Below are 17,626 nucleotides of genomic sequence, written 5' to 3' on the forward strand. Positions count from 1 at the left end.
TCTAATTTCCTAATAATATCAGATATAAATGTTTCGAGAGTCTTCCTAAAATTGATTCTAGGCTTTTCGGTTTTAGGAACCAGTCCCAGGAGCCGATCCCTTCGCTTACTTTGGACACAGCTAAATAGATCCCTGCAGGTTCTAATACGTTTCTATAAAGTTTTAATAAAGTTGCGGAGTCGTATTCTTTTCCGATCAATAGGAATGTTTTCCATTGTCTATCTAAAGCGATCTTTAGTAGAGTTTTAGGAAATTCCTGAGGACCTGCTTCTACAGTGTAGACCAGGATCTTAGTTTCGTCCACACCTAGGGAAACTAAATAAGATTGGAAAGCCGTTGTTGGATCTCCTACAATACCTAGATCAGATTCAGGATTTGTAGGGGAATAAAGGATCACGATCGATGGAGCTAAACCTTTTTTCCAAAGTGCGGCTGCTTGTTTGAATTTATCTTTTTTCCCGGTTTCGATCGCTTCCAAAACAAGAGCATCCGACTTTTTAGGATCCGCTTTAGAGACCAGGATATAGGTAGATGAGAAGAATAAGATGAGGAATAATATTAAAAGCCCGAAAAAACCGTAAGAAACAAGTTTGGCTTTATCTAAGAAATCTTTAACGGATAAGGGACCCGATGCCATATAAAATTACCGAGGGTTTGTTTTCCTAGATGGAGGAGGGGTTTTCAGGTAGGACCTAATTGCTCGAGAGGGGACTCGAACCCCTACACCGAACCGGCACAAGCACCTCAAGCTTGCGTGTCTACCAATTCCACCACCCGAGCGGTCGCGATTGACAGAATGGGTGGGTGCCCCCCGATGTCAAGGAAATTCAAACGAGGATTGCTGCTTAGACCAGTTCGTACTTTTTCTTTTGTTTTTTATCTTCCGGATCCAAGACGAATTTGTCGGGATGAAAGACTATATCCCAGTATCTGCGAGAATATGCGATCACACCTACGCTTAATACAAGAACCAAAACATAGCCGGCATATTCAGGATGTAGGAAGAAATGATCTTCCGGAAGAGTAGGTCCGACGAGAGGAAGAGTCATATACCATAAAACCGCCGCAGCAACGATACCAACTCCGAATTTTCCCCACCAGTTCGGTTTACCTTGGATCCCTCTTTTTAAATATAGGAATCCACCCAACCAAACTCCTAAAATTTCTCTCAGAATATAAATGATCAGGATCCAAAGTGGAAATTGATAGTAGTGAACAATTACTGAAAGTCCGCCGATCGTTACGAACTTGTCGCAGATCGGATCTAAATATTTTCCTAATACCGATTCTTGACTAAGAAGCCTTGCTAAGAAACCGTCTAGAAAATCGGTAAGAACAGCGAGAATACAAGTGCCAATCGCTAGAAATAAATATTCACTGTTTCTAGGAGATTCTATATGTTTACGGGTGAATTGGATAAAAAAAGGAAGAAGTAAAACTCTAGAAACGGAAAGAAAATTAGAGAGAGTAAATACTCTATCCTCGAGTAGATCCTTAGGTTTTTTTTCGTGGAGCATCTATACGGCCGATTTAGTTGAAAAAACTATACTATTGGAAAGGCTATGGAAGGGACTTAAAAATTCATCCCTTTTTCGGAGAAACGAATTGACCCAGAGACTCGCTCAGAAATTATGTTCTACATAAAGGAGCTGTAGCTCAGCTGGTTAGAGTGCCTGCCTGTCACGCAGGATGTCGCGGGTTCGAGTCCCGTCAGCTCCGAAATTCCCAACAGACAACTAGACTCAATTGCAACGGATCGTTTGATTTGAGCTTTGTGTGAATTGACCAAACGTGGTTTGGTCACCGACTCGCTTCGCGGTCGTCTTCTCGCTCCTATTGTCGCTGCGAAGGGCTCGAAGCTTTTGCGAGAAAGCAATCGTAGCTTCCGTAAGAAGCGTAAACGATTGCGACGCAAGCCATGGATGGCGAAGCGAACGCAAAAGACGCCGTGGAACCAAGTTTGCCAGGATGGCAAACTGTGTAACGGCGAGTCCCGTCAGCTCCAGTACGTGAAATTTCGCAGAAATTTCCACACACCAAATTCACACCCACGGAAGAGCTAACCTCATAAAGCGACTGAAGGTCGCGCACTCGGCCAAAAGCCGAGGAGAAAAATCTTACTTAAAATAAAAATCTTAACTAACAAAAACAGAATGCGCTACCACGCGCAACCGAAGATCGCATTTCTTAAATAAACTCGTCAGAGTCCTTCTTGATAATGATCTCTCCGGTTTCTTCCAAATCTCGAAGTACGGTTAAGACACTGTTCCTTGCATCGGTAATTTCTTTGAGGGTCACTTTACCTCGAAGATCCATACTTTCCAAAATATCATTGGCTCTGTTCTTGGACATTGCTTCGAAAAAGTGAACTTTAATTTCTTCAGAGGCACCGCGTAGAGCGATCGCAATCAAATCGTCGTTTGCGATCCGATTGATGATGAGCCTCATCTCTTTCGAATTCAGAAGAAGAACATCTTCGAATGTATATAATTTCTCTCTGACCTGGGACGCGAGTTCCGGAGAATGTTCCTCTAACTCTTTTAGGATCGTTTCTTCTAAGGATTTATCCATATGATTTAGGATATTCGCAAGAGCTTCCGCTCCACCTGCTTCGCTGAATTCGGATTTATCCCTTTGTTCGTATTTTTTCTTCAGTACTTTTGCGATCTGGCGGATTGCGTCCGGATGAGTTTTGGTAGTATTTGCGAGCCTAAGAGCGACTTTACTTTGAAGCTCTTTTGGGAGAAATTTTAAAGTTTCTGCGGCTTTTTTAGGATGAAGGAAGGCGAGGGTTACCGCAATCGTCTGTGTATGCTCAGGAGCTAAAAGATGAGCGAGAGTTTGGGGCTCCGCATCGTTCAGAAAGGAGAAATCTTCTTCCGTATCTTTTCTATCTAGCTTTCCTAATATATTTTCGGACTTTTCTTTCCCTAAAGATTTTTGGAGTAATTCTCTTGCAGTTTCAAGGCCACCTCTGGATTCGCCTGCTAGGTCTTTTAAAGAACCTTGGAAATCCAGTAAAACTTCTTCCTTTTCGGATTTACTAATGGTCTTGATTTTCGCCATTTCTTGGACGATCTCTTCTATGAGTTTTTCGTCCAATTGGGCGAGTGCTTTTGCCGCCGCGTCTTTATCCAGGGATAGAAGAAGCATGGCTGCTTTTTTTACTTTTTGGTCTCTGATCTTTAGATTGGAATCTTGGTCCACTTTCTTTCGCCGAATCCGGAATTAGGCGAGTAACCGAAGTGGATGTTCCAGAAAATTTCGAAACACTTCCAGCCAACCGGCTCCTACAGCTCCATCTACCACTCTATGATCACAGGAAAGGCAGACAGAAAGAGTTTTTCCGGGGACGACGGCGCCATTTTTCACAACAGGTTTGGATACTACATTACCTATCGCAAGGATCGCAGCCTCAGGTTCATTGATGACCGCTGCGAAACGATCGATACCGAACATTCCAAGATTGGAAACGGTGAAGGTTCCGTCTGAAAACTCTTCCGGTTTGAGTTTTCGTTCCCTTGCACGGGAAGCAAGCTCTTTTACCGTCTTACCAATTTCCAGAACGGATCTTTTGTCCGCGTTCCGAACATAAGGAGTGATGAGCCCACCTTCGATAGAAACTGCAACTCCAATATCCACTCTTCCATGTTTTAGAATATGATCTTCTCTCCAGGAAGAATTTACTTCCGGAACTTTCAAGAGGGCAAGAGCGGAAGCTCGTATAATGAAATCGTTTAAGCTGAGTTTAATCTCTTCTCCGGATTCTTTTAAGTCTGAGTTGAAATTTTCCCTTAGATGGACCAAAGGTTCCGCATCTATTTCCATATCTAAATAGAAATGAGGCTGATGGGTTTTGGAATGGACCAGTCTGGAAGCGATCGTCTTTCTCATTCCTGAGATCGGAAGTTTTTCTTCCTGAATATTTGCTGAGGCAAAAGGAGAAGAGCTAATGCCAGCAGAAGAAATCCCATTCTCAATATCTCTTTTTAGGATCCGACCGTCCGGTCCACTTCCTCGAACCCTAGAAAGATCTAATCCACTTTCTTCCGCTAAACGTTTTGCGAGAGGAGAAGCCTTGATCCTTCCTTCTAATGCGGAGGAGGAAAGTCCTCTGGAAACCGAACTTTCCCTTGGTGTAGGTTCTTCCACTTCGATTGAAGGAGAAGGGGCTGCGGCAACAGTTTCCGGATCCGGTTTTTTAATAGAAGAAGGCGCTGGACTTGGGCTAGAAACTGGGGCGGGGGTCGACACATTAGCTGTAGACCTGGATTTTGCCTCTGCGAGTAAGGCGGTAATATCTTCTCCAGCTTTTCCGATAATGGCGACCGGGGCTCCTACGGGTAGTTTAGCTCCTTCCGGAGCGATAATTTCCAAAAGGACACCGGAATCAAAGGCTTCCATTTCCATGACCGCCTTATCGGTTTCTACCTCGGCTAGAATTTCTCCTGGGCCGACCGAATCTCCCTTCTTCTTTAGCCATTTTACCAAAACTCCCTCGGACATCGTAGGAGAGAGTTGGGTCATTTCGGAAATTTTTGCCATTTATTTTTCCTATTTATAATATAATAATATTCGAATATTATGAATTACTTTAACATTTCTCTGACTTTTTTTATAATCTTCTCTTCGCTCGGAAGGGATAGTTTTTCCAAGTTCGCTGCGTAAGGCATCGGAACATCTTCTTGGGTAATTCTTTCCACTGGAGCATCTAAATAATCGAATGCATCTTTTTGGATCTGATAGGCGACCTGTGCTCCAAATCCTGCAACATTCCATCCTTCTTCCACAATGAGAGCTCTGTTTGTTTTTCGCACAGAAGCTAAAATTCCTTCTTCGTCTAAAGGGCGAATGCTTCTAAGATCTAAAACTTCTACCGAAATCCCTTCTTTTGCAAGCTTCTCCGCTGCGGGTAACACATACATAAGAGCTCTTGACCAGCTAACAATAGTTAGTTGGGTTCCTTCTCTTTTAATATCAGATTTTCCCATAGGGATCAAGAATTCTCCTTCTGGAACTTCTCCCTTAGAGCCATATAATACTTCACTTTCTATAAAAATGGTAGGGTTATTGTCTCGAATGGAAGTTTTAAGAAGCCCATACGCATCCGCAGGAGTATAAGGAGCGAGGACCTTTAGGCCGGGAATATGAGCATACCAACTTTCGAATGACTGGGAATGTTGTGCCGCGAGTCTTCCTCCCGCACCTCCCGCACCTCTAAATACGATCGGGATCGGGAATTGTCCCGCGCTCATATAATTCATTTTAGCTGCAGAGTTAATGATCTGATCGATTGCGACTAAAGAAAAGTTCCAAGTCATGAATTCAATGATAGGTCTAAGCCCCACCATCGCCGCTCCGACTCCTACTCCCGCAAATCCGTTTTCTGAGATTGGAGTGTCTATGACCCTTTTTTCTCCAAACTTAGCAAGCATTCCTTGGGAGACCTTGTAGGCTCCTTCATAATGTCCTACCTCTTCGCCCATGAGGAAGATATTCGGATCTTTCTCCATTTCTTCGGTCATTGCTCGATTGAGTGCTTCTCTGTAAGTTAGGACTGCCATTATACGTTCTCCGCATAAACGTGTTTGTATAACCAACCGAGTGGGGGCTCTTCGCTTTTTTCTGCGAAATCGACCGAGTCTTCCACATGTTTTAAGATCGTTTCATCCAGTTTGGTCAATTCCTCTTGGGCCCAACCTGAGTTGAGAAGATCTTTTTCCGCGCGGATGAGAGGATCGCCTTGTTTATATTTTTCTAATTCTTCTTTGGTCCTGTATTTTGCGGGATCAGACATAGAATGTCCTCTGAATCTGTAGGTGGAAATTTCCATAAGAGTAGGACCTTCTCCTCTTCTTGCTCTTTCTACCGCAACTTTTACGTGCTCTCTTACTTTTCGGACCTCGTCACCTTCGATATGATCTCTTGCGATATCGTATGCGATCGCACGAACGGAAACATCTTTAACTGAGAGCGCTCTATACTCAGGAGTTCCCATTGCATAATGGTTATTCTCACAGATCATTACGAGGGGGAGTTTCCAGATCGCAGCTAAGTTCATTCCTTCATGAAATGAACCTATGTTCGCTGCACCTTCTCCAAAAAAACAAAGTGTGACTGCACCGTCGTTCCTGTATTTGGAAGCATATGCCATACCTGCCGCAAGAGAGATATGTCCTCCAACGATCCCATGTCCTCCCATAAAGTTTTTAGCTTTATCGAAGAAGTGCATGGATCCGCCGTTTCCGTGAACAATCCCGGTCTTCTTGCCGTATAACTCGGCCATGAGAGCTTTCGGATCAAGGCCTCTGGCAAGCGCATGGCCATGGTCCCTATACGTGGAAACTATATAATCTTTTTCTTCTAAAGCAGAGATTGCTCCTACGCCGACCGCTTCCTGGCCGATGTATAGATGGCAGAAGCCACCGATTTTACCCATGCTGTACGCTTTTGCGGAAGCTTCTTCAAAACGTCTGATAAGAAGCATCTGTCTGTATAATTCTAAAAGATCTTCGGTTTCTTTTTTGGTTTTAGGTTGGCTCATAATTCTATGGTTCGCTGAAACAATCGCAAAGTATCGTTGCGGAACTGGGATATGCAAACCGATTTCGGAAAATTTCGAAAAAAAAGAAAAGAGTACAGAAAGGAAAAAATTTTCCTTTCCTCGGAACGAGTTTACGATTTCCTTTTTCTGAATGAACTCCGCTCGAACGATTCTTGTAACGGAAGATGAACCAGGGATCATTGATACGATCCGTATGGTATTAGAGTCGGAAGGGTTCCGGACTTTGACCGCTATGACTAGCAAAGAGTGTTTTGCTCTTCTGCCTGAATCTCCGGACCTACTCGTATTAGACGTTGGACTTCCAGATTCTAACGGCTTCGATATATTAAAAGAGCTAAGAAAAAAATATTCTATCCCAGTAATACTACTTACTGCCAGGGAATCCGAGTTGGACCGAGTTCTTGGTCTTGAACTAGGTGCGGATGACTACATGGTAAAACCTTTTAGCCCGAGGGAATTGGTCGCTCGGATCCGTGCTGTGCTTCGAAGATACGACGCTAAAATCGAGGAAAAATCTACTGATTTCGTTACGGACGAAGATAGAAAGGTGATTTACTTCCACGGAAAACTTTTGAGCCTCACTCCTTACGAATATAAAACTTTGGTATTATTCATCAAACGAAGAGGAAAAATTTTCACCAGAGAAGAAATTATGGATTTGGTTTGGACAGAACCGGAAGATAGTTTCGATCGTGCTGTGGATACTCTGATCAAAAATTTAAGAGCTAGACTAAAGGAAATCCGTCCGGATTTGGACCCAATCGAAACGAGAAGGGGACAAGGCTACGGCCTAAAGGAGATGATATGAGTCTTTGGATACGGATCATCATCGGTTTTTTTTTGCGTTCTCGATCGGGTTTTACTATCTAGTAGATAAGATAGAAGAGTCGATTCGTCCTCGTTATATGGAAACGGTTGAGGAGTCCATGAACGATACTGTTTATGTTCTCTCCTCATTGATCGAACAAGAACTTTTAAAACATCCTGATATTCCTTTCCAATCCAATATAAATCATGTATTAGGAGATTCATTTCAGAAAGCGAAGGAAAAAAACTTCGAGGCAAAGATCTTCAGCCATACTAAACGAAAGATAGATCTAGAATTTTATGTAACCGATGCAAAAGGGATCGTATTGTACGATTCTTCCGGAAGAAGAACCGGAGAAGATTATTCCAAATATAACGATGTATTTCTGACTTTAAAAGGAAAATACGGAGTACGATCCAGTAAACTAGGAATGAGTGATGCGGAAAGTGCGATCTTTATCGCCGCCCCCATTTATTTTAAAGGAAAGATCACAGGAGTTCTTACTTTAATTAAACCTAAAACAAGCATATTACCTTTTATAGATTATGCAAAGGAGAAGTTCTATCGGATCAGTCTGCTTGTCGCTGTTTTTATTTCGATTGTGTTTTGTATTGCAGTGTATTTTCTCTTCTCTCCAATTCGGAAATTATCTTCCTACGTTGTTGCATTACGTTCTAAAAAACGCCCTAGTCTTCCAAATATTGGAGTTCCCGAGATCAGAGAATTGGGGGAACAGATGGATCAACTTGTGCGTGAGATCGCAGGAAAGGAATATGTGGAAAATTATGTGCAGGTCTTAACTCATGAGATCAAAAGCCCTTTATCTTCCATACTCGCTTCAGTGGAGTTATTATCTGAAGATCCGAATAGAATGGAAACTCTTTTGCAAAATATCCAATTGGAAAGCAAAAGGATCCAAACAGTGATCGAAAAATTACTGGAACTCAGTGTTTTGGAAAATGTTTCCAGTCTTGAGATCCAAACTGGTCTCGGCATGAGAGAAATTATCAGCGAGACTGTGGCTTCATTTGCAATCGAAGCGGATCGGAAGAAGATCCTTTTAAATATTTCCATCCAGGAAACATTTTTAGATGGGAACCGGTTCTTTCTAATGACTGCGTTTAGAAATCTTATTCAGAATGCTTTAGATTTTGCTTATGCAAATACCGAGATCCGGGTCCGAACCGGGATTTCGGGGGATCAGAATTGGTTTTTAGAGATCCAAAATGAAGGTCCAAATATTCCGGAGTATGCTCTTACTCGGATCTTCGAAAGATTCTATTCTTTACCTCGCCCTGATACTGGAAGGAAAAGTTCGGGTCTTGGGCTGACATTTGTCTTTGAAGTCGCAGAATTACATTCCGGAAAGGTAGAAATATACAATTGGGATAAAGGAGTAATTTCTAAATTTTCTCTGCCCATTCGATCATAAATTTACTTTCCTCACAGGATCTACATACTTCCCTCATAATCCGCTCACTTAGAACTCGGATACTATTCATACTTAGGAGTGGATGTATGAGTAAATTAAAAACTTCCATCGGTATTCGAGTATTGATCTTAGGCTCTATGCTTGTCGGGTTTGTGGTCCCATTATTTATGTTGGGAGCCTTAGTCAGTGAAAGGCAGGATCGTTCCAGGGATGCAGTCCAAGAAATGAATTCTAAATGGGGTGGGACTCAAACGATCGCAGGTCCTTTTTTAGTGATCCCATATAAATTGGAAAAGTCCAAAAAGAATGTAAAAGAGCAGGATGAAGAGGAAGTAGAAAACGAAAGCGGAGAGATCTATATTCTACCGGAAACTTTAACCGTAGATTCCGATCTGAAAGCGGAGAAGAGAAAAAGATCTATATATGAATCAGTTCTTTTTTCTGGCGACTTTAAGATGGAAGGAGGTTTTAAATCTCCAACTCTTGCAGATTTTCCTGCTAAAACGAAGAATATTCTATGGTCCCAGGCAAGAGTAATCCTTTCGGTTTCAGATCCAAAAGGGATCGGTAAAGACGTAAAATTCAATTTAGCCGGGCGGGATACTTCTTTGCAGCCTGGATCTTCTTCTTATTTTTTTCCTTCAGGTCTTCATACCAAACTAAATGCAAAGGATGGGAGTGGGAATTTTTCATTCTCTATCGAGATCCCTTTAAAAGGTTCAGATTCGATTTATGTTGTTCCTGTAGGAAAAACAAGTTCGATCAAAATGAGATCCGATTGGAAGGACCCTTCGTTTGAAGGTTCTATTTTGCCGAATGAAAGATCTGTAACAGAAAAAGGTTTCCAAGCGGCTTGGGAATCCACTTATTTCGCGAGAAATTATCCTCAAGTAATCCAAGACATGAACGGGTCGTATATGGATTCTATTATAAATTCAGCATATGGAGTTCGTTTGATCATTCCTGCAGATCATTATCTTAAATCTGAAAGATCTCTTAAGTATGCGATCCTGTTTTTGACTGCGAGTTTTACTCTATTCTTCCTGCTTGAGATTTTTGGAGGGAAGATACTACATCCTCTCCAGTATTTAATGATAGGAGCTGCGATGCTTGTATTTTATGTTCTGAATCTTTCTCTTTCGGAACATATTGGATTTAATTCAGCGTATATATGCGCCTCTATTTCTGTGTCCGCTTTGATCTCTTATTATGCCGGATCCGTATTAAAAGACAAGAAGAGAGGATATCTTGCGGGTGGATACTTTACTGCTCTTTATACTTTTTTGTATGTGATCCTTGCTTCGGAAGAGAATGCGTTGCTCTTAGGTTCATTGGCTATCTTCTTCGTATTGGCTGGACTAATGCATCTCACTCGAAATGTGGACTGGTATTCGTTCGGAACTAAGGAAGATCGGTCACTAACGTAATTCTTATATTTCCTTTTAGGGGAGATCCAATTTCCTCTAAAAGGGTTTTTGGTGCATACATTATGAAGTTAATATTGAGTATACCTTTTATCCAACAATTATTCGTTCTTTCTTTAAGTTGTTTTCTTAGCGTTTTCTTGATTGTAGTTCGGATTACTGTCTCGAAAGAAAAATCATTTTCATTTTTAGTGTGGAATCTGTTTCTTGCGGTCGTTCCTTTAATAATTTCCTATTTTATGTATGTATATTATGAATTTAGAAATCGTAAAATAGATCTTTTATTTTTAATAATGGGAGTCGTTTGGCTCGCATTATTTCCGAATGCACCTTATATCGTCACAGACTTTGTGCATTTGAGAGTAGGGAATTCTGTTCCGATCTGGTTCGATATATTGATGATTTTCTCTTTTGCATGGTGCGGACTATTTTCCGGCTTTATTTCCTTACGAATTCTCCAATTACTTTTGGTGGATAAGTTTAATAAATGGTTCGGATGGGTATTCATTGTTTGTATTTCTCCTTTAACAGTATTAGGAATTTGTATCGGTAGATTTTATCGTTGGAATTCCTGGGACCTACTTGAGAATCCAAAATCTCTATTCTTAGATTCTTGGGAATTCATTCAGATCGTTTTCAAAAATTGGAAATTATTCTCTGTACTCGGATTCATTTCCTTAGGAATGATCCTTGCGTATCTTCTTGCTTTGTCTCTAGGTATGATGGAGCTCCGTGCACAAAATTATCAGATTTTAAAAAAGACACGCTAAGACGCTAAGGTGAGAGAAGAGTCGCAAAGCCAGGTAGTGGAGGAAGGGTTCACACGGAGAGCACAGAGATCACGGAGGAATTATGAATGTCCCGAGTAGATGTCGAAGGGATGTATCGAAGGGATGTATCGAAGGGATGTATCGAAGGGATGTATCGAAGGAATTGGTAAAGGAAAAATTTATGTTATTAAAGAACTTAACTCTGTGAACTCCGTGGTCTCAGTGTGAAATATTGCATTATGTATTTTCAGGCTAAGCCGCAAGCCACAGAGTGGGGGAGTTTTGAGGTGGTAGTTTTGAAGAAATCAGTCGTTCCCTAAAACCTCCGCGTCTCAGCGCCTCTGCGTGGGAATACTTAGCGTCTCCTTTAAACTCTGCGACTTTTCAAAAAAAATGCTTATGGAAATTTCCGATTTGTTCGAACCTTTAGATGAGCCCAAAAAAGGGAAATTTTTTGGAAAAAAAACTTCAGCTCCTTTCTTTTCATTTCTTTAAAAATCACTAAAAATCATTAAAAAATGCCGAAAAATGGCAAATTTCTCCATTTTCGTTAAAATTAATCTAGGCCAACCCCTTCACCGAAGATATATCTGAAGGAAACCCTGTAATTCTAGGATTTTTCCAGGAATTCAGCCTTCATTTAAATATATAGAAAAAAGACCAAAACCAAACCAGCACAAGATCCCGGCACGGACGCCGGGCTCATGATCTTAAGTTTCAAGGAGGAAACAAATGATCATTAACCATAACTTAGCCGCGATTAACTCCCACCGCGTTCTGAAGTTCCAGAACAACGAAGTGGCGAAAAACATGGAGGCTCTATCTTCCGGTATGCGTATTAACCGCGCCGGTGACGATGCTTCCGGTCTAGCTGTTTCCGAGAAAATGAGAACTCAGGTGAAAGGACTTCGCCAAGCGGAGAGAAACACTGAGGACGGCATGTCCCTGATCCAAACAACTGAAGGATATCTGCAGGAAACTAATGATATCATCCAGAGGGTCCGTGTACTTGCTATCCAATCTTCCAACGGAATCTACGGTGCAGAAGACCGTCAGATGATCCAAGTAGAAGTTTCTCAGCTTATTGACGAGATTGATCGTATTTCCTCCCAAGCAGAGTTTAACAAGATGGCATTGCTCCAAGGCGATTTCGCTCGTGGATCAAGAACCGCTTCTATGTGGTTCCACATCGGACCAAACCAGCACCAGAGGGAACGCGTTTATATCGCAACAATGACCGCTAAGGCTCTGAATTTGATCAAGTCTGACGGAACACTTTTGACTCTTTCTACTGCTGAACTTTCAAACGAAGCAATCGGCTTTCTTGACGATGCTTTAATGAAAATCAACAAACAAAGAGCAAATCTTGGAGCTTACTATAACCGTTTAGAGCATGCATCTAAAGGCCTAATGGTAGCTTACGAGAACATCCAAGCTTCAGAGTCGAGAATCAGGGACGCGGATATGGCAGAGGAAACTGTTGCATTCACCAAGAACCAAATTTTGGTTCAATCGGGAACTGCAATGTTAGCACAAGCTAACGTAAGACCTCAGTCAGTCCTCCAGTTACTTAGGTAATTAGGACTTTCCGGCAGCGGGGGCAGTGATGCTCCCGCACCGGGAACTTTTCTGTAGAACTCCGAAGCCGCTATGCGGCTATCGTCGTCTACGGACCTAACGAAAAGGTACAGGAAAAACGTCGGGTCTTAATTCATTCATCCCCAATTTTTTTCCGGTTCCTTTTCCGAGGACGATTCCGAAGAAACCGAACTGGGTTAGTAATAACCTAAAGCTTATTGAACTTAGTATAAGAGCGTATCGGTAACGTTATGCTCTTATGTGTTGATTGAAAACATCCAATTCTCCACGGGAGTGTATGGCCTGTCGGGTGGTCCGACCGGGTCCATCCCGGAGCACCGGACAGGTCATGTCCGATCGGAGGATAGGGAGATCCTCCGGAAACTCTCTACAAGGAGTGTAGGATGATTATCAATCACAACCTGAGTGCGGTGAACTCTCATCGCTCTCTGAAGTTCAACGAGCTAGCTGTGGATAAAACCATGAAGGCTTTATCTTCCGGTATGAGGATTAACTCTGCCGGCGATGATGCTTCAGGTTTGGCTGTCTCCGAAAAACTTCGGACCCAAATTAATGGTCTGAGGCAAGCGGAGAGAAATACGGAAGACGGGATGAGTTTCATCCAGACTGCGGAAGGATTCCTTCAACAGTCTTCGGATATCATTCAAAGGATCCGGGTTTTGGCCATCCAAACCTCGAATGGGATCTACAGCCCCGAAGACAGACAATTGGTTCAGGTGGAAGTTTCCGCTTTAATCGACGAAGTGGATCGGATTGCCTCTCAAGCAGAGTTCAACCGTTTCAAATTGTTCGAAGGAGACTTTGCTAGAGGTTCCAAAAGAGCTTCTATGTGGTTCCATATGGGACCAAACCAGAATCAAAGGGAAAGGTTCTTCATTGGAACTATGACTGCGAAAGCGTTTAAGCTGAAGCTGGCGACCGGAGATCCGATATCAATCTCTACGCCTGAAAAAGCGAACACAACCATCGGCATTGCCGATGACGCGCTTGCGAAGATCATGAAGCAGAGGGCGGATATGGGAGCTTACTTTAATAGGCTTGAATATTCCGCGAAAGGACTGATGGCTGCATACGAAAATATGCAAGCATCCGAGTCCAGAATTCGTGACGCTGATATGGCGGAGGAAATGGTTGCTCTAACTACAAAACAAATACTCGTGCAGAGTGGTACGGCGATGTTAGTGCAAGCCAATATAAAACCGAATTCGGTCCTCAAACTTCTCCAAATGTAAATCTTTGGGAAATGGCGCCACCGGGAGTGAAAACTTCCGGTGGTTTTTTTATCTTAAGGTATTGAATCAGCGGGTTCGTTATAAATTTATAATGTTTATTTCGTATTCTCCGCAATACTTCTGTTAATTCTATATTCGTCTTTTTACTTTTTTTCTAAACGGCCCTCTCAGAAAAATTTTCCTAGTTTTTCTTTTCATTACTATTCGTTTCGGATCATAAATTTTTACGAAATCCATATATTTAAGTATTGACTTAAATAAGTATGAACTTAAATATATGGCTATGAACGCTTTAGATGCGATTTCGGATCCTACCAGGCGAAAGATCTTAGAACTTCTGTTTGAAGGTGAATTAGGGGCAGGGGAGATCGCAGGGCATTTCGATATCAGCTCAGCGGCAATTTCCCAACATTTGAAAGTTTTGAGAGAAACAAATCTGATTCAAGTGAGGGTGGATGGTCAAAGAAGGATCCATTCTCTGGATTATAAAGGTTGGAAGGAAATCCAAGATTGGTTGGATCGAGCCAAATCTTTCTGGGAAGACAGATTGGATGTTTTGGAAAAAGAATTGAGAGCAAACAAAATCAAGAAAGGGAGAAGATAGTGATGAAAGATCTATCAGTAAATAAAACGTATGGGACCTTCACTTCGGACACCGAGGTTCGTTTCCAAAGGCTATTGCCTGGGCCGATCGAAACTGTTTGGGAATATCTGACCGATTCGGAAAAACGTGGCATCTGGCTTGCTTCCGGGAAAATGGAATTGAAGGTGGGAGGAAAAGTGGAATTAAACTTTTTGCATTCTTCTCTTTCCGATGAGAAAACATACCCTGATAGATTTAAGGCAATGGAGAATGGTATCAGTGGAGTGGAAACGATTACAGCGATCGATGCACCTCGTTTTCTAAGTTTTACCTGGCATCCTGATTCTGAAGTTAGTTTCGAACTAGAGGAAAAAGGAGAAGATGTGCTTCTTACTCTCAGGCATTATAAACTGAATGATGAGTTCGGTAAACTGATGGTTTCTTCCGGATGGCATACTCATTTTGATATTCTAATTTCAAAACTTTATAAGGACTCTGTCCCTAAGTTCTGGCAGACATTCGCTTTGCATGAAACTTCCTATGACGAAAAACTAAAAAGTATCGCTAAGAAATAAGAGCTTAAAATAGAAAAGCCGACGAATTCTCGCCGGCTTTTCTTTTAGATCGATTGTGAATCGATTATTTATTCGAAGTGAACTCTAAAGTTACCACTCCTCTTGCAGCAGACTTCACATTCATTTTCTTAGTAGCTAAGAAAGTGAATCCTCTATCTTTTTTATAAACGAGTTCGTCCATAAAAAGTGCATCTTTTCCAGGGTAGGTCACTTCCCACTCGGATCCGCTTACATTACTGGTTCTTACGTTAATGTCTTTTGCTGCAGTCAGTTCAGCTAAATCATCTTTGAATTTAGTGGATTCGTCAGCGTCCAAACCGGTAAACTTGAGGATGATAGTATTATTCTCAGTGAGATTGAACCATTCATCTTTTAATTGTTTGTTTACCTTTTTGGTTACGTCTTCTGCCCAACCTGCAAGAGCTTTCTCTCTAGAAACTTTCTGAGTGATATCCGCTCCGCGAGCATCTCCGTTTCCGGAAGCTACTACCTTACCGTCACCCCAAAGTAAGATCACTTTATAAGGTCCGGTTGCTGCAGTGTTGAATAAAGGTCTATCTAATGCTTTTCCGCCGATTGCAGTTACAGGTGCTTGGTCTTCTGTTTCAACAGATCCTACAACTAAAACTTCTGCGCCGGAAGATTGAGCTTGGATTAAGATCGCAGCTCCTGAATCCAAAGCATTGATCGCGTCTGCGTTTAAGCCGGAAGGTTTTACGGTTTTAGAAGCAGTTCCTGGATCAACGATCTTGTTTCCTGCTTTTTTGAGTCCTTTGATGATCTCCGCTTCTGCAATATTTCCGTTGCTCAAAGGAGGAACCGGAGCTCCACCTACTTTAGAAGGAACTAAAACTACGATCCTAGGATTTCCTACATCTGCTAAAAGTCCTTCGACCGCAGTTGAAAGTTTAGATTCTTCGATCGTGCAACGAACAGTAAGTTTTAGGATCGGTTGTGTATCGATCTTACCTTGGTCTTCTGCAACGATATCATAAGATTTAACGAATGCGTCTGTTTTGGAAAGTAGGCTGGATCCTAAACTTTCTCCGTCAGAAGCCTGGCTTTTGTTGGAAATTTCTTCACCAACTACTTTACGAACCGCATTAACTTTCGCGTCTTTGATCGCTCTTTGTTTTGCGTTCGCGATATCACCATTGTAGATCGGTGCTTCACCGATTACTGTGATCGTATTTCCTTCTCTAGTGAATTCTTCTTTTTTCTTGCGTCGGGATCCGTCGCCCGTTGCGCATGCAAAAGTGAAACCTAAAATCAGTGTGAGAGCGGTTAACCGCAGGACGGACAGCTTTGCCATATCGCTTCCTTTTTCTCCTTGATGTATTGAATTCTGTCTATTTACTGAACAAATAAGGTATCTTACATGCGGTTCAAAGAAAGAAACAAAAAAATCCTAACTTTACTCATTTTTTTTCTGACAATTTCCTCAGACTCTTGCGCAGAAGCGTCATCCAGAAGTCATATTTCAAAATCTAAGATCATTCCAGCCGAAGTCTCTTTTTATGAGCAGGTACTTCCTACACTTTCCGGCAAGTCAGTCGTTCTTGTTACAAATCCTTCCGGCATCGGAAGACATCCTGAAAAGATCCTAAAAGAATTTAAGGATAAAAAAGTTAAGATCAAACATTTGATCGGATTAGAGCACGGCTTTTTAGGATTAGAAGAAGATTTTAGTAAGTCTCCGGTGACTGTGGATGAAACATTCCAACTTCCTATCTATCATATTTATAAAGTAAAAAATTCCGAAATCCCTGCGATCTTAAAAGGTGCGGATGCTGTAGTCTTCGACGTAGTGGATATGGGAATGCGTTGTTATACATATTTAAGCGTTCTAAAACGTTTGATGGATAATTTACCGGACCCAAGCACTCGATTCATTCTTTTAGATCATCCGAATCCTGCTTTGTATTTAGGAGCAAGGGGAGAAGGTATACAAAAGAAATTTTTAAACTTCGCGGGTGAATTTCCTTCTCTATTTTTTACAGGGATGACACTTGGTGAAGCCGCTGCTTTCTATAATGGAGAGTATTTGAGCGGAAAAGTAAAATTAGAGATCATCTCTCCTGAAAATTTGAAAAGAGGATTTGATTGGGAAAGAGAAGGGATTGCTTGGTCTACGCCTTCTCCGAATCTTCCTATGTTGGATTCTGCAAGGAACTACTTGGGTCTTGTTTTATTGGAAGGTGTAAATGTTTCCGTGGGAAGAGGGACCCAGGCTCCATTCGTTTATTTCGGTGCACCTTGGATGAATGAACCAGAAGATATCATCCAAGAGTTGAATGAAGATAGTAAAGGAGATTATTATTATCAGAGTGTATTCTTCAAACCTACCTTCGGACCTTTTAAAGGGGAAATCTGCAGGGGACTTCGCTTAACTGTAGTAAATCGTAAATACGATCCGATCCGAATGGCATATAATCTGACTTCCATCATGAAAAAGAAATATAAGGATTTCAAATGGAGACAATATGCTGACGGTTCTCATAATATAGATTTTCTCTGGGGAACAGAAAAGTTCAGGGAATTCGTGGACGCTGGAAAAACTTACGAAGAATTTAAATCCTCTTACGCAGAGCTAGAATCTTCTACAAATCGTCAGATCGAAAAATATAGGATCTACTAA

16 protein-coding genes and 2 tRNA genes are annotated in these 17,626 nt (G+C 41.7%); 10 read left to right on the forward strand and 8 right to left on the reverse strand.

The annotated features are described in order from the left end of the window. Position 1 precedes the first annotated feature (1 nt). The 3 genes from EHQ64_RS08655 to EHQ64_RS08665 form a co-directional block, all read right to left on the reverse strand. Positions 2-637 (reverse strand): hypothetical protein, encoded by a 636-nt coding sequence (locus EHQ64_RS08655; RefSeq protein WP_135649092.1) that lies wholly within the window; start codon positions 635-637, stop codon positions 2-4. Between the two features lie 60 nt (positions 638-697). Continuing rightward, a tRNA-Leu gene (locus EHQ64_RS08660) sits at positions 698-780 on the reverse strand. A 65-nt stretch (positions 781-845) separates the two neighbouring features. Continuing rightward, positions 846-1,517 carry a CDP-alcohol phosphatidyltransferase family protein gene (locus tag EHQ64_RS08665; RefSeq protein ID WP_135649093.1) on the reverse strand — a complete coding sequence of 224 codons (672 nt, stop codon included), beginning with the start codon at positions 1,515-1,517 and terminating at the stop codon, positions 846-848. A 128-nt stretch (positions 1,518-1,645) separates the two neighbouring features. On the opposite strand from EHQ64_RS08665, the gene EHQ64_RS08670 reads away from it, so the two are divergent. Beyond that, positions 1,646-1,719, forward strand: a tRNA-Asp gene (locus EHQ64_RS08670). Between the two features lie 468 nt (positions 1,720-2,187). Here EHQ64_RS08670 and fliG read toward each other — a convergent pair. Genes fliG through pdhA form a run of 4 tightly spaced genes read right to left on the reverse strand, consistent with a single transcriptional unit; the run spans position 2,188 to position 6,547 of the window. Next, the gene (gene fliG / locus EHQ64_RS08675) at positions 2,188-3,207 is read right to left on the reverse strand and encodes a flagellar motor switch protein FliG (RefSeq protein WP_135649094.1); all 1,020 of its coding nucleotides are present in this window, start codon (positions 3,205-3,207) and stop codon (positions 2,188-2,190) included. A gap of 21 nt (positions 3,208-3,228) precedes the next feature. Next, complete coding sequence (locus EHQ64_RS08680) at positions 3,229-4,545, reverse strand: pyruvate dehydrogenase complex dihydrolipoamide acetyltransferase (RefSeq protein ID WP_135649095.1); 1,317 nt, start codon at positions 4,543-4,545, stop codon at positions 3,229-3,231. A 44-nt stretch (positions 4,546-4,589) separates the two neighbouring features. Further along, positions 4,590-5,564: a pyruvate dehydrogenase complex E1 component subunit beta gene (locus EHQ64_RS08685; protein ID WP_135649096.1), complete on the reverse strand. Its 975-nt coding sequence runs from the start codon at positions 5,562-5,564 to the stop codon at positions 4,590-4,592. Continuing rightward, a complete protein-coding gene (gene pdhA, locus EHQ64_RS08690) occupies positions 5,564-6,547 on the reverse strand; it encodes a pyruvate dehydrogenase (acetyl-transferring) E1 component subunit alpha (protein WP_210410832.1) in 984 nt (327 codons plus the stop codon). Before pdhA ends, EHQ64_RS08685 begins: the two co-directional genes overlap by 1 nt. A gap of 148 nt (positions 6,548-6,695) precedes the next feature. Between pdhA and EHQ64_RS08695 the strand changes: the two genes are divergently transcribed. The 8 genes from EHQ64_RS08695 to EHQ64_RS08730 all read left to right on the forward strand — a co-directional run bounded on the left by EHQ64_RS08695 (position 6,696) and on the right by EHQ64_RS08730 (position 14,988). Then, the gene (locus EHQ64_RS08695) at positions 6,696-7,373 is read left to right on the forward strand and encodes a response regulator (protein WP_135649098.1); all 678 of its coding nucleotides are present in this window, start codon (positions 6,696-6,698) and stop codon (positions 7,371-7,373) included. A 4-nt stretch (positions 7,374-7,377) separates the two neighbouring features. Next, positions 7,378-8,805 (forward strand): two-component system sensor histidine kinase CreC, encoded by a 1,428-nt coding sequence (creC, locus tag EHQ64_RS08700; RefSeq protein ID WP_135649099.1) that lies wholly within the window; start codon positions 7,378-7,380, stop codon positions 8,803-8,805. Positions 8,806-8,891: 86 nt separating this feature from the next. Further along, the gene (gene creD, locus EHQ64_RS08705; RefSeq protein WP_135649100.1) at positions 8,892-10,232 is read left to right on the forward strand and encodes a cell envelope integrity protein CreD; all 1,341 of its coding nucleotides are present in this window, start codon (positions 8,892-8,894) and stop codon (positions 10,230-10,232) included. A 62-nt stretch (positions 10,233-10,294) separates the two neighbouring features. Beyond that, positions 10,295-10,999, forward strand: coding sequence for a DUF1361 domain-containing protein (locus EHQ64_RS08710; RefSeq protein WP_135649101.1), 705 nt, complete (start codon positions 10,295-10,297; stop codon positions 10,997-10,999). Positions 11,000-11,731: 732 nt separating this feature from the next. Then, on the forward strand, positions 11,732-12,577 hold the full coding sequence (locus EHQ64_RS08715) for a flagellin N-terminal helical domain-containing protein (protein ID WP_008591598.1): 846 nt from the start codon (positions 11,732-11,734) through the stop codon (positions 12,575-12,577). Between the two features lie 404 nt (positions 12,578-12,981). After that, positions 12,982-13,830: a flagellin N-terminal helical domain-containing protein gene (locus EHQ64_RS08720; RefSeq protein WP_135649102.1), complete on the forward strand. Its 849-nt coding sequence runs from the start codon at positions 12,982-12,984 to the stop codon at positions 13,828-13,830. Between the two features lie 277 nt (positions 13,831-14,107). Next, the gene (locus tag EHQ64_RS08725) at positions 14,108-14,434 is read left to right on the forward strand and encodes an ArsR/SmtB family transcription factor (RefSeq protein ID WP_246048654.1); all 327 of its coding nucleotides are present in this window, start codon (positions 14,108-14,110) and stop codon (positions 14,432-14,434) included. A gap of 2 nt (positions 14,435-14,436) precedes the next feature. Next, complete coding sequence (locus EHQ64_RS08730) at positions 14,437-14,988, forward strand: SRPBCC family protein (protein WP_135649103.1); 552 nt, start codon at positions 14,437-14,439, stop codon at positions 14,986-14,988. 64 nt (positions 14,989-15,052) lie between these two features. On the opposite strand, the gene EHQ64_RS08735 is transcribed toward EHQ64_RS08730, so the two are convergent. Then, positions 15,053-16,300, reverse strand: coding sequence for a lipoprotein LipL46 (locus EHQ64_RS08735; protein WP_135649104.1), 1,248 nt, complete (start codon positions 16,298-16,300; stop codon positions 15,053-15,055). Between the two features lie 66 nt (positions 16,301-16,366). Between EHQ64_RS08735 and EHQ64_RS08740 the strand changes: the two genes are divergently transcribed. Further along, the gene (locus EHQ64_RS08740) at positions 16,367-17,626 is read left to right on the forward strand and encodes an exo-beta-N-acetylmuramidase NamZ family protein (protein WP_135649105.1); all 1,260 of its coding nucleotides are present in this window, start codon (positions 16,367-16,369) and stop codon (positions 17,624-17,626) included.

Source organism: Leptospira sarikeiensis (assembly GCF_004769615.1).
Taxonomy (GTDB): Bacteria; Spirochaetota; Leptospiria; order Leptospirales; family Leptospiraceae; genus Leptospira_B; species Leptospira_B sarikeiensis.

Bases quoted from the DNA above. Each gene is read 5' to 3' on its own strand.
- EHQ64_RS08680 (WP_135649095.1), bottom strand. From the start codon at position 4,545: ATGGCAAAAATTTCCGAAATGACCCAACTCTCTCCTACGATGTCCGAG.
- EHQ64_RS08665 (WP_135649093.1), bottom strand. From the start codon at position 1,517: ATGCTCCACGAAAAAAAACCTAAGGATCTACTCGAGGATAGAGTATTT.
- creD (WP_135649100.1), top strand. From the start codon at position 8,892: ATGAGTAAATTAAAAACTTCCATCGGTATTCGAGTATTGATCTTAGGC.
- EHQ64_RS08655 (WP_135649092.1), bottom strand. From the start codon at position 637: ATGGCATCGGGTCCCTTATCCGTTAAAGATTTCTTAGATAAAGCCAAA.
- EHQ64_RS08695 (WP_135649098.1), top strand. From the start codon at position 6,696: ATGAACTCCGCTCGAACGATTCTTGTAACGGAAGATGAACCAGGGATC.
- EHQ64_RS08710 (WP_135649101.1), top strand. From the start codon at position 10,295: ATGAAGTTAATATTGAGTATACCTTTTATCCAACAATTATTCGTTCTT.
- EHQ64_RS08715 (WP_008591598.1), top strand. From the start codon at position 11,732: ATGATCATTAACCATAACTTAGCCGCGATTAACTCCCACCGCGTTCTG.
- EHQ64_RS08735 (WP_135649104.1), bottom strand. From the start codon at position 16,300: ATGGCAAAGCTGTCCGTCCTGCGGTTAACCGCTCTCACACTGATTTTA.
- EHQ64_RS08720 (WP_135649102.1), top strand. From the start codon at position 12,982: ATGATTATCAATCACAACCTGAGTGCGGTGAACTCTCATCGCTCTCTG.
- EHQ64_RS08730 (WP_135649103.1), top strand. From the start codon at position 14,437: ATGAAAGATCTATCAGTAAATAAAACGTATGGGACCTTCACTTCGGAC.
- EHQ64_RS08725 (WP_246048654.1), top strand. From the start codon at position 14,108: ATGGCTATGAACGCTTTAGATGCGATTTCGGATCCTACCAGGCGAAAG.
- EHQ64_RS08685 (WP_135649096.1), bottom strand. From the start codon at position 5,564: ATGGCAGTCCTAACTTACAGAGAAGCACTCAATCGAGCAATGACCGAA.
- EHQ64_RS08740 (WP_135649105.1), top strand. From the start codon at position 16,367: ATGCGGTTCAAAGAAAGAAACAAAAAAATCCTAACTTTACTCATTTTT.